Source organism: Lacisediminihabitans sp. (assembly GCF_036404185.1).
Taxonomy (GTDB): Bacteria; Actinomycetota; Actinomycetes; order Actinomycetales; family Microbacteriaceae; genus Lacisediminihabitans.
The window spans coordinates 1-10,490 of the sequence record NZ_DASWPB010000020.1 but is presented as its reverse complement, the minus strand read 5'-3'; the positions used below and the strand labels follow the sequence as shown (position 1 = coordinate 10,490).

Annotated in this window: 12 protein-coding genes; 3 read left to right on the top strand and 9 right to left on the bottom strand. The window is 67.8% G+C overall.

Translation table 11 applies throughout. The features are described from left to right. Positions 1-246: 246 nt before the first annotated feature. Positions 247-822, top strand: a complete 576-nt coding sequence (locus VGC18_RS01170) for a helix-turn-helix domain-containing protein (protein ID WP_331093366.1) — start codon at positions 247-249, stop codon at positions 820-822. A 425-nt stretch (positions 823-1,247) separates the two neighbouring features. Here VGC18_RS01170 and VGC18_RS01165 read toward each other — a convergent pair whose 3' ends face one another. The 6 genes from VGC18_RS01165 to VGC18_RS01140 all read right to left on the bottom strand — a co-directional run bounded on the left by VGC18_RS01165 (position 1,248) and on the right by VGC18_RS01140 (position 6,477). Next, a complete protein-coding gene (locus VGC18_RS01165; RefSeq protein ID WP_331093365.1) occupies positions 1,248-2,663 on the bottom strand; it encodes an amidase in 1,416 nt (471 codons plus the stop codon). Next, on the bottom strand, positions 2,660-2,809 hold the full coding sequence (locus tag VGC18_RS01160) for a hypothetical protein (RefSeq protein WP_331093363.1): 150 nt from the start codon (positions 2,807-2,809) through the stop codon (positions 2,660-2,662). The genes VGC18_RS01165 and VGC18_RS01160 overlap by 4 nt, the downstream gene beginning before the upstream one ends. Positions 2,810-2,876: 67 nt before the next feature. Further along, entirely contained in the window at positions 2,877-3,929 is a 1,053-nt protein-coding gene (locus VGC18_RS01155; protein ID WP_331093361.1) for an ABC transporter substrate-binding protein, read from the bottom strand. Positions 3,930-3,974: 45 nt separating this feature from the next. Then, positions 3,975-4,811, bottom strand: a complete 837-nt coding sequence (locus VGC18_RS01150) for an ABC transporter permease (RefSeq protein ID WP_331093358.1) — start codon at positions 4,809-4,811, stop codon at positions 3,975-3,977. After that, positions 4,808-5,587 (bottom strand): ABC transporter ATP-binding protein, encoded by a 780-nt coding sequence (locus VGC18_RS01145; RefSeq protein ID WP_331093356.1) that lies wholly within the window; start codon positions 5,585-5,587, stop codon positions 4,808-4,810. Before VGC18_RS01145 ends, VGC18_RS01150 begins: the two co-directional genes overlap by 4 nt. A gap of 2 nt (positions 5,588-5,589) precedes the next feature. After that, positions 5,590-6,477, bottom strand: coding sequence for a carbon-nitrogen hydrolase family protein (locus VGC18_RS01140; RefSeq protein WP_331093354.1), 888 nt, complete (start codon positions 6,475-6,477; stop codon positions 5,590-5,592). Between the two features lie 176 nt (positions 6,478-6,653). Here VGC18_RS01140 and VGC18_RS01135 point away from each other — a divergent pair, with 176 nt between their 5' ends. Next, the gene (locus VGC18_RS01135; protein ID WP_331093352.1) at positions 6,654-7,403 is read left to right on the top strand and encodes a GntR family transcriptional regulator; all 750 of its coding nucleotides are present in this window, start codon (positions 6,654-6,656) and stop codon (positions 7,401-7,403) included. Between the two features lie 67 nt (positions 7,404-7,470). Here VGC18_RS01135 and VGC18_RS01130 read toward each other — a convergent pair whose 3' ends face one another. Then, positions 7,471-8,046: a TetR family transcriptional regulator gene (locus tag VGC18_RS01130; RefSeq protein ID WP_331093350.1), complete on the bottom strand. Its 576-nt coding sequence runs from the start codon at positions 8,044-8,046 to the stop codon at positions 7,471-7,473. 90 nt (positions 8,047-8,136) lie between these two features. Between VGC18_RS01130 and VGC18_RS01125 the strand changes: the two genes are divergently transcribed. Next, positions 8,137-9,321: an MFS transporter gene (locus VGC18_RS01125; protein WP_331093348.1), complete on the top strand. Its 1,185-nt coding sequence runs from the start codon at positions 8,137-8,139 to the stop codon at positions 9,319-9,321. A 109-nt stretch (positions 9,322-9,430) separates the two neighbouring features. On the opposite strand, the gene VGC18_RS01120 is transcribed toward VGC18_RS01125, so the two are convergent. Further along, complete coding sequence (locus tag VGC18_RS01120; RefSeq protein ID WP_331093346.1) at positions 9,431-9,811, bottom strand: alcohol dehydrogenase catalytic domain-containing protein; 381 nt, start codon at positions 9,809-9,811, stop codon at positions 9,431-9,433. Between the two features lie 208 nt (positions 9,812-10,019). Continuing rightward, positions 10,020-10,490, bottom strand: a 471-nt coding sequence (locus tag VGC18_RS01115; RefSeq protein ID WP_331093344.1) for an MFS transporter, incomplete at its 5' end; no start/stop codon positions are given.

Sequence of the window (10,490 nt, the reverse complement as noted above, 5' to 3'; positions counted from 1 at the left end):
CCTGCTGGTCGAGTCCCTTCAGGTCATCGCCGATCACGCGCGACGCCGTCGCCACGATGGTCTGATCCAGTCCCGACAGCAGCATCGCCAGCAGCAGGCCGGAAAGGACCACCAGCACTTGCCGATGTCCCAGCTCGTTCGCCGGCGCCGCCGGGACGGGTGAACTCATTCGACGCTCCTTACCGATCGTTCAGTAAGAACGAGATTAGCACTGTACGACCGTTCGTCAAGCGATAAGATCAAAGGGTGGCTGAGGCGGACGGCGAACGGCGCAGTGGAGAAGAGACTCGAGACGCGATCCGTCGCATCGCGCTCAAGCTGTTCACGGAGCGCGGCTTCGAGGGGACCTCGATCAAGGACATCGCCGACGCGCTCGGCACCACCAAGTCCGCGCTCTACTACCACTTCCCCAGCAAGGAAGCGATAATCGCCAGCCTCGTCGAGGATCGCCGGGCAGATCTGGACGACCTCCTCGAATGGGTGAAGCGGCAGGAGCGCGGTCCCGACCTCCTTCGTCGAGCGGCGTTTCGCTGGCTCGACACGGTCACGGAGGAGCGGATCGACGGCATGCGGTTCGCGATGGCGAATCGTCCCGCCATGAAGCGGCTCGGCGGTGCCGGAGAAGGCTTCCGCAGCGGCATCGACGCGGTGATCGACGTCATCCTCGAGCCTGGTGCCCCGCTCGAGGTCCGGCTTCACGCACGGCTCGTGTTCGAGATGCTCCCGGCGGTGCTCTCGGTCGCCCGTGACAGCGGCGCGACCACCGAGCAGATAATCTCCATCGCGCGTGACGCCGTCCGGGCACTGGTGGGGCCCGGATAGCGCTTCCGGTGACGCCGCCGAGTCGGTTCTGTGCCGGAAGGCTTGGTATCACCGTGCTGCCCGAGAGCCGATGCCCAAGAGCCGATGCACACTGGGGATCCATCCCGCCAGAGGTGTCAGCGGCCGCCGATCTCGCAACCGGCGGGCCGCCGGTCGTCGGAACGACCGATGTTCCCAGCCAGCGCATGTGGTGTCCGCCGCGCGGGTGGAGACGTTGGAGAATGCGCCGGGGGTCCGGGGGTCTGGTCCACCGCGTGGGTGGAGATGAGGGGTTGATGGTGGCGTCTCATTCCGCAGGCGGATCATCGGTGAGCGTCGCCCGGTCCTCGGTCCGCTGTGCCGCTCGATCGGGTGCCCTCGGCGAGGGCCGCAGGGAACCGGCGCGAGCAGCGCCCGTTCCGCGCGCGGGCACAGCTCGCCCGGTCCTAGACAGGAGGAAGGAGCCGATGGTGCTCGGTCACGGCCTGGTACGCGTGCCCGACCCGGAGCACGGTCGTCTCGTCGAACGCGCGGCCGGTGATGAGCATCCCCACGGGCAGGCCGTCGCGGTCCAGACCGACAGGGACACTGAGTCCAGGGAACCCGGCCATGCTGCCGATTGCGGTGTACCGCATGTTGGCCGCCGTCAGCGAGGTCGACCGGCCGTCGAGCTCGACGGACTCGGCGCCGTGCGGCAGGGCGGTGAATGGCAGAGTGGGCGTGACCAGGACATCGAGGTGTCGCATCGCCGCGAGCAGTCCGTCTCGGAACCAGGCGCGGAAGCGCTGCGCCTGCACGTATTCGACGCCGGTGTAGCGGAGGCCGATCTCCAGATGGGTGCGAACGTCGTCGCCGTAGTCCCGCGGTCGCGTCCGCAGCAGGTCGATGTGCATGGCGCTCGGTTCGACGGCGTCGACGACGAGCTGTGCGTCCACGAGTTCGTCGACGCCGGGCACGGTGATCTCCTCGATGCTCGCACCGGCTTCCGCGAGCGTGTCGAGTGCTGCGCGCACGGCGGACGCCACGTCGGGCTGGTTGCCGACCAGCGCGTAGTCGGCGATGATCCCGATCCGTAGTCCCGACAGCATTTCGGCACCGCCGTCCGGCGGTAGGTTCGGCCAGGCCGGATGCACCGGTTCGCGCCGTGTCGTGCGGTCGCGTCGGTCCCAGCCGGCGATCGCGTCGTGGACGAGGGCGGCGTCCGCCGCCGTGCGCGCGAGCGGTCCCACGGTGTCCATCGTCCATGCCAACGGGACGACACCGGCGTTGCTGACCCGACCGATGGTGGGACGCAGCCCGCTGACGCCGTTGACCGATGCGGGCAGCCGCACCGAGCCTCCGGTATCGGTGCCCAGCGCGGCGACCACCATGCCCGCGGCGACTGCTATGCCGGAGCCGCCGGAAGAGCCTGCGGGCACTCGCTCTCTGTCCCACGGGTTCCTGGCTCTGCCGGTGTGCGGGTTGTCGGTGGTGCCGCCCCAGGCGAGCTCGTGCATGTTCGTACGACCGACGATGACGGCGCCGCGTTGCCGCAGCCTCGTGACCACCGTGGCGTCGTCGGTCGCCGGTCGGTCGCCGAGAAGCACGCTGCCGGCGCGGGTGTGCTGTCCGGCGACATCGATGTTGTCCTTCACGGCGACCGGCAGGCCGTGAAGCGGCCCGCGGTCCAGGCCCGTCGCGAGTTCCGACTCGGCATGCGCCGCCGCGGCGAGCGCTCCGTCGCGGTCGACGGAGACGAACGCCGCGAGGTCGGCGAGATCGTCGATCCTGACGACACTCTGTTCGACAAGCGTCGTCGGGGTCGTAGAACCGTCGCGGATCATGCGTGCGAGCTCGGCGACGGTGCGGTCAAGGTCGTTCATGCGTCGTCTGCCGGTGCACCGTCGGTCGTGTCGAACACCACGATCGGAACCGTGTCTGCGGGAACATGGGCGGTGACGAACTGGGCGATCGCACGGCCGCGAGAGGTCCATTCGTCGATCAGTGCCTGTCGTGCTGAGGCGTCCATGGTGTTCTCCCTTCTTCATGGGCGACCCGGGAGGGCAGGGCAACCGGTGGGCCCCGCCCTCGGCGGTTTATCCCTTTGCGGGGTATGCCCTCGCGGCCTTGTCGGAGAAGGTGGTGTCGACGTTCGTCGTGTAGCTCGTCGCGTCGGCGGGGTAGGCCTTCACGTTGCCGATCTTGGCGGCTAGCTGCAGGTTGTGGTCCCATGCCTTCTCGGTCACGGTGGCGGTGTGCGGATAGCCGTCGGCCTGGATCTCGCGCTTTACGGCCGAGGCCACGGTCGACTTGTCGAGCTTCGGGAAGTACTTCTCCGCGACCTCGACGGCGCCCGCCTCGTCCGAGTAGATGAAGTTGTACGCGCGCTGGAACGCGTTCACGACGCCCTGCGTGGCCTTCGGGTTCGCCTTGACGTACTTCTGGGTCGAGGTGAGCGAGGAGAACGCGAACGGGTTCCAGTCGGCGCCTGCCGCGGGCCACGAGTAGACGACGTGCAGGTTCTGCTGATCCACACCCTGGCTCACGGAGGGCTCAGGAACCACCGCGTAGTCGGCCTGGCCGGACGCGACGGCGGCGAGCTCGTTGCCGAGCGACACGTTGACGAGCTGCACATCCTTCAGCTTGTACTCCTCGATCATCGCGGTCATGAGCGCCCACGTGGAGTCCGGCGACGGCGACACCACGACCTTCTTGCCGTTGAGAACCGTCGGGTCGTGCTGTGCGCTGGTGCCGTCCTTGCCGAGAAGGAACTCGGCCGGGGCGTTCTGCACACCCGCGACGATGACGCCTTGGCCGCCCTGCTCGTGCGATTTGGCCGAGAACACGGGATCTTGGATGGAGAACCCGGCGGAGCCGCCGAGCACCGCCGCGAACGACGCGTTCCCGGAGCCACCGGTGTCGATCGTGACGTGCACGCCCTCGTCTTCGAAGTACCCCTTCTCCTGTGCAACGTAGAGCGGCAGATAGAGCAGGGTCTGGACTGCCTGGTTGATGGTGACGTCCTTCGTGTCGCCGGTGGACTCGGCGGAACCGGACGAGGGTGCGCAGCCCGAGAGTGCGGCGAGTGCGGTCACGGTGATCGCGGCGAGTGCTGCGACTCGGGTGCGTCGGGGCAGGGTGGAGCGCATGGGGCACAGCCTTTCGAGGAGGGGCGGGGGAGGGATGGGCGGTGCTCAGCGTTCCCAGCGGAACAGGGCGCGCTCCAGAAGGTCGATGAGGAGCCCGAATGCCAGAACCATCGCCATCACGACGACGACTCCGGCGAGGACCTGATTCATGGCGAAGCTCGACGAGCCGGTGACGATCATGTGGCCGACGCCCGCGGACGAGGAGATGAACTCGCCCACGACGGCGCCGATGATCGCGAAGCCGACGTTGAGCTTGAGACCGGCGACGACCCACGACATAGCTCCGGGGACGATCGCCTTCGTGAACGCCTGCGTCTTGGAGCTGCCGAAGGAGCGCATCAGGTCGAGCAGGTCCGGGTCGACCCTCTGTGCACCGCGGTACGCGTTGGTGAGTGACACGATGACGCACGAGAACCCGACGATCACGACCTTGGACACAAGCCCGGTGCCGAACCAGATGATCATCATCGGAGCGACCGCTAGCACCGGGATCGAGCCGATCGCGGTGATGAACGGCGCCGACAGGTCGGCGACGAATCGGGAGTACCAGAGCAGGAGCCCGAGGGCGGACCCGCCGACGGCGCCGACAGCGAAGCCGATCAGCACCTCCTGCGCCGTAACGCCCATGTCGGTCCACAGCTCGCCCGTCGTGATGTTCTGCGCCAGCACCGAGATGATCTGCTCGGGGCTGGAGAACAGAAACGTGCTGATCCAGCCGCCTGTCGCTCCCCACTGCCAGACCGCGAGGAACGCGACGACGATCGCGACCTGCAGGAAAACGAGCAGAGTGCGTCGCCGGGAGGCGGGATGCCGGTTACGGCTGCGGGCCGGTCGGGTGCGCACGGCGCCGGTCTGCGCGTCCTCGATCTGGAACGCGGTCATGCGGCCACCTCCGTTCGGCCGCCGGCGCCGATGGACCGCCAGATCGTCTCGTAGTAGTCGTTGAACGCGGACGCGAGTCGGCGCTCGTTGATGGCGTGGCTGTCGGTGCCGAGGTCGATCTCGATCTCCTGCACCAGCTGGCCGGGGTGCGCTTTGAGCACGTAGACGCGATCGCTCAGTGTGACCGCCTCCTCGATGTCGTGCGTGACGAACACCACGGTCTTGCCGGCCGCCTTCACGGTGTCCATGAGCTCGCTCTCGAGCTGGATCTTCAGCGGGTAGTCGAGCGCCTTGTACGCCTCGTCCATCAGGATGATGTCGGGATCGGTGACCATCGTCCGCATGAGGGCGGCACGCTGTCGCATGCCACCGGACAGCTGCCCGGGGTAGGCGTCCTCGTGACCGGTGAGGTGGTAGGCGTCGAACAGGGCGGAGGCTCGCCTGCGTGCCTCCGCCCGGCCGACTCGGTGGACCTCCAGACCGAGGATGACGTTCCGCATGATGGTGCGCCACGGCATGAGCAGATCCTTCTGCAGGACGTACCCGATGGAGCGGCTGGGGCTGCCGGTGGTCTCGACTCCGTTGACGAGGACACGGCCCGACGACGGAGCGAGCAGTCCGGTGACGATGTTGAACAGCGTCGACTTGCCGCAACCGGAGGGCCCGACGAACGAGACGAACTCGCCCGATCTCGCGTAGAAGTCGATGCCGTCCAGCACGAGCGGGCCGTCGCCGTAGCGCTTGCTGACGCCGTGGACCTCGATGGCGTGGGACATGGTCATTCCGTTCCCGCCCCGTAGCGCCCGATGGTGGCGGGCACGGGGACATAGTCCTTGAGAAAGTGGTAGCCGATGTAGTCGATCCCGCGGGCGCGCTGGATCGTGTCCTCGATGTCGACGGTCACGTGCGCGATGCCCTCGGCCGGTCCGGTGTCGGCCCGGATGACACCGTTCGGGTCGATGATCCGCGAGTGGCCGTGGTAGTTGAGGTTCCCCTGGGGGGCGACGACGTTGGACTCCACCATCCACGCCTGGTTCTCCAGCGCGCGCACCCGGCCGAAGAGCGTGTACTGGTCGACCCGGATGTCGTCGTCCGCCGCCGCATCGGCGTCGTCGTAGGCCCACGCCGTGGGCATCACGAGGATCTCGGCACCCTGCAGAGCGAGCGCTCTCGTGCTCTCCGGGAAGCACTTGTCGTAGCAGATGAGCATCCCGATGCGGCCGATGCCGGTGTCGAACACGGGGAAGGCGGAGCCCGGATGGTAGACGTGCTTCTCGTCGCCGGGCTGGTGCACCTTGCGGTATCGCCCGATGTATCCGTCGGGGCCGGCGAGCACGACGGTGTTGTACAGGATGTCCGCGTACTGGTGGTCGCGTTCCGTGAGGCCGAACACCACGTGAAGGCTCTGCTCGACGGCGGCCTCCACGAGCGCGCTGACACGAGAGCCGTTCGGCACCGTCTCCGCGTTCCGCTGCTGATACCGGACGTTGTCGAAGTCGAGGCTCAACGTGTCGGTCAGGTAGCCGTGCAGCGCCTGTTCGGGGAGCACGACGAGGTCGGCTCCGAGCTCGGCCGCCTCGCGGATCCGACCAAGCATCACGGTCAGATTGGTGTCGGGGTCGTAGACGACCGGCATCGACACGGTGGCGATGGTGGTTGAGGGCATGTCAGCAGCGTGCTGCAGGGCGATTTCCGGACCGTCACGCGTTCATTACACGGCTGCTAAGCCACCTCCGGGTGCCGTGTTATGCGCTTTGACCGGGTATTTAGCTCGCCTCACCCGATGCAACGCCACCTGATTTCTCCACAGGAGCCGCATCGGATGCCCGAGCGTGCTCACCCGTGACACGCTTGGGTCTCATGCCGAAGTACCTCGAACGCCGTCACCATCGTGCTCGTCTGCTGCGCGACATGCTGCGGGACGAACTCCTGCACGGCACCGGCGACGCGACGCTCCCGTCCGAGGACGAGCTCGTCCGCCGGCACCAGGTGGGCCGGAACGTGGTCCGCGAAGCACTTGAGCTCCTCGTGTCGGAGCGGCTGATCCGGCGCATCCGTGGCCAGGGAACCGAGCCGACGTCGCATGTCATCGTGCACCAGCTGAATCAGCTCCGAGCGATCGGTGAGCCGGGACAGAGCACGGTCGAGGGTAGCGCGATCCATTACCGAAAGCTGTCGTGGGGTGTCATCGCCTCGCCGCCCGTGGTCGCCGAGAACCTAGGGCTGCCCGCAGGCGCCCCGGTCATCCGGTGGGAGCGCCTGACCGCGTCGCGCGACCCGCTCGTGCTGTGGACGAGCTATCTGCGCAGCGACCTGGGCCTGCACGAGCCGGGAGACGAGACGCCTGGTGTCGATGCCGGCACGTGGGGGTTCCTGGAAGCCGCCGGGATCCGACTCGGAAGGGCATTCGTCCGCACCGGGGCCGTGCCGGCAGACCCCGCGGTCGCCGAGCTCCTCGACGCGGAGCTGGCCGCGCCCCTGCTCGTCCAGCACCGAGTGCTGACGGACGCCGACGGGCGGCCGATCGAGTTCGCCATCGGGTACTACCGGGGAGACCTGATCGTGCTCAGCAACACCCTGCGGCGGGGATGACCCCCGGCGTCTTTGCCTGCGGTTCCCAGTAGCTTCGCACGTCCTCCCACACGGGGTAGAACGGACATCAGTCTCGCTTCGTGATTCTCGTCGCCGCTTCGACGGTGGCCGCCTGGAGGCGATCACTGCCAGGCCCTTCGCCGGTGATGAGCTCCGTCATCTGGGGGACGGCCTGGGGCCAGTTGACCAGGCCGAGCAGGATCAGCGTCAGGATGTCCGGCGGAATCGCTGCGCCGATCGTCCCCTCCTGTTGGGCTGAGGCGAAGCGCGCGGTCTTGCCTGCGTAGTGATCTCGCCGGCTTTCCTCGGCCACCACAGCGGGCCGGCTGCCGTCCAGCGCCTCCCAGAGCAGAAGACGCAGCACATGGGGGTTCTGGCGGTGATACTCACGGATGGCCTCGAGGTATCCCGGGATGTCCTGCGGCGTCACTTCGATCGCTTGCGAGAGGTCGTTCATCGCCTGCGCGATGACCGCGTCGAAGAGGTCGCGCTTGTCGCCGAAGTAGCGGTAGATGAGCTGCTTGTTCGCACGCGCCTTCTCCGCGATGCGATCCAGACGTGCCGCCTCGATCCCGAACTGGGCGAACTCCTGAACGGCCGCCTCGAACAGTCGCGCCTTCGTCGCCTCCGGATCCCGCGCCATCTCACCACCGTAGTGGAGTAACTCGTCGGTTGACAACTGTTATGACTCGTGAGTTACTTGGAGCAACTCGTCGGTTACATTGGAGGACGCATGCCCCGTCAGCTCTCGTCCCGGACACTCGCCATCGTCGCCGCCGTCTGCGCGGGCGTGACGCTCACGGATGTCTACATCGCCCAGCCCCTGGTCACCCTCATGGCCGCGGATCTCGGTGTGAGCGTTGGCGCCGCCCAGGGCGTCATCACCTCGTCCCTCGTCGGCTATGCCGCAGGCTTGCTCTTCCTGGTGCCCCTTGCCGACCGGTACCAGCCCCGGCACCTGGTGCGGATCTTCTCCTCCATCGGCACGGCAGCGCTTCTGCTCGGCACGATGGCACCGAATCTCATCCTCACGATCGTTGCCACGCTCGTGGCCGCGATGTTCGGCATCATCCCGCAGATCCTCATCCCGCTCGTGATGTCGAAGTCCGCCGTCAGCAGCCGCGCCCGAGCGATGTCGATCGTGCAGACCGGCATGATCTGCGGAATGATGCTCTCCCGGCCGGCACTCGGCGTCCTCGGCCAGTACTCCGGTTGGCGCGCCGCCTACCTCGCCGCCGCGATCGCGACGATCATCGTCGGTTGGACGACATCCTTCCTCCTGCCCGACACCGAACGGACGTCGTCGGTCAGCTACGCCGGCCTGTTCAGGTCGATGGGCCGCTTCGTCCGTATCAGCCCGCAACTGCGGAACGCCTGCCTGCGCAGCGCGGCGATGTACGCCGCATTCAACGCCCTGTGGGCCACGCTCACGCCCGTTCTCACCGCGGCCCCCTTCAACCTGTCGGTCGGGCAGGCCAGTCTCGTCGGCATCCTCGGCCTGGGAAGCGCATTCGTGGCGCCCTTCGCCGGAATCCTCACCGATCGACACGGCTCCCGGCTCACCATCGGCCTCGGCCTCGGCGCCCTCGTCGCGGCGCTGGCGTGCTTCTGGGCCGGCCATTCCGTGCTCTGGCTGATGCTGGCCGGGGTTCTTCTGCTCCCAGCCGGACTGCAATACGGCCAGGTCTCCTCCCAACACGCCGCCCTCTCCGTCGATCACGCAGCAGGCGGTCGCCTCAACACGGTGTTCATGTTCTCCTCGTTCATCGGCGGCGCCATCGGCAGCCAGGTCGCCGGCCTGATCCTCCCCCCGCTGGGTTGGACCGGCGTCTGCGCCGCGGCCGCGATCTTCCTTGCCGCCGCGATACTGCTCTCCATCATCGGCACGAGGAAGGCCGCTCCGGCGCTCGTCGTGTGATCGGTCGCCTCATTCGGCCCCGACTTGGCCCGTTGTTCGCATGTGACGACGGCAGGGCGATGGCGCAGACGGATGACGCCGGGGGAGGCGGCGGCGGGGGAGGCGGCGGCTACGAGGCCGAGTGCCCCGTCGGCCCTGGGAGGCGAATGAGACTGCTGCGGCTGTGGGCCAGCCCGTCCCTGAGCGGATAGGTCTCGGGCGGCTCGTCGCCGGGCTCGAACAGCGTGACCTGCTCGCCGACCGCGATGACCGTGCCGGCGGCATCCCAGCCGAGCACGCGGTCCTTCTGCTCGGGGTTCCCGGAGGCGCGCGCCTTCACGTCGACGGGGTTCACCGAGACGGCGATCACCTCCACGAGGATGTCGTGCCCGGTCGGGTCGCCGGGTGCCGGGATCGTCGCATCCATGAGGCTGTCGGGGCCGTCGAGCGGGCCGCCGGCCCGCGACACCACGGCCGTGACCGTCTCGGAACTCGTGTTCGTCGTCATCATGACTGTCCTTCTCGAAGCCGCAGCACCCGGATGGCGCGCGAGACGACGCTGACCGGCGCATAGCCCTTACCCGCAAGGGGATCTACTACCCAAAAGAGAGTGTCGGAGCCTGCGGGCAACCCTTCGTGCCGGCCGGTCCGGGCCCGCGAGCCCGACGTCCCTTTCGCGATCACCGTCACCGAGGGCCGCGGCGAGCTCGTCGCCCACGTCAAGGACGATTGCGCCGCAGGCCGGCGATCACGAGGATCGCGGCCACCAGGCACAGCAGGCCATTGACCCAGATCGCGGCCTGGATGCCCGGCAGGAGTCCAGCGCCAGCTTGACCGGTTCGACCACTGACTGCCGACATCACGGCGGACATGATCGGGATGCCGAGCGTGATGCCGACCTGCTGGCTCATGGTGACGAGTCCGGTGGCGAGGCCCTGTTGGTCGTCGGGCAGGCCGGAGGTGGAGGCGACGACGTAGCCGACGATCGCCACGAGGTTTGCAACGCCGCCGAGGAAGGTGAGGACGAGCAGCGGCACGATCCAGGCGCGGTCGGTGCCGGCGAAGGCGAGCGGGATGGTCGCGGCGGCCTGCATGAGAAATCCGATGGTGATGGTGCGCTTGGCGCCGTTTCGCCCGATCAGCCGCGGGCCGAGCAGACCGCCGAGGACAGTGCCGACGCCCAGGACCCC

Excerpts from the sequence above, each read along its gene's own strand:
- VGC18_RS01165 (WP_331093365.1), bottom strand. The coding sequence starts at position 2,663 with ATGAACGACCTTGACCGCACCGTCGCCGAGCTCGCACGCATGATCCGC.
- VGC18_RS01160 (WP_331093363.1), bottom strand. The coding sequence starts at position 2,809 with ATGGACGCCTCAGCACGACAGGCACTGATCGACGAATGGACCTCTCGC.
- VGC18_RS01155 (WP_331093361.1), bottom strand. The coding sequence starts at position 3,929 with ATGCGCTCCACCCTGCCCCGACGCACCCGAGTCGCAGCACTCGCCGCG.
- VGC18_RS01150 (WP_331093358.1), bottom strand. The coding sequence starts at position 4,811 with ATGACCGCGTTCCAGATCGAGGACGCGCAGACCGGCGCCGTGCGCACC.
- VGC18_RS01145 (WP_331093356.1), bottom strand. The coding sequence starts at position 5,587 with ATGTCCCACGCCATCGAGGTCCACGGCGTCAGCAAGCGCTACGGCGAC.
- VGC18_RS01140 (WP_331093354.1), bottom strand. The coding sequence starts at position 6,477 with ATGCCCTCAACCACCATCGCCACCGTGTCGATGCCGGTCGTCTACGAC.
- VGC18_RS01130 (WP_331093350.1), bottom strand. The coding sequence starts at position 8,046 with ATGGCGCGGGATCCGGAGGCGACGAAGGCGCGACTGTTCGAGGCGGCC.
- VGC18_RS01125 (WP_331093348.1), top strand. The coding sequence starts at position 8,137 with ATGCCCCGTCAGCTCTCGTCCCGGACACTCGCCATCGTCGCCGCCGTC.
- VGC18_RS01120 (WP_331093346.1), bottom strand. The coding sequence starts at position 9,811 with ATGATGACGACGAACACGAGTTCCGAGACGGTCACGGCCGTGGTGTCG.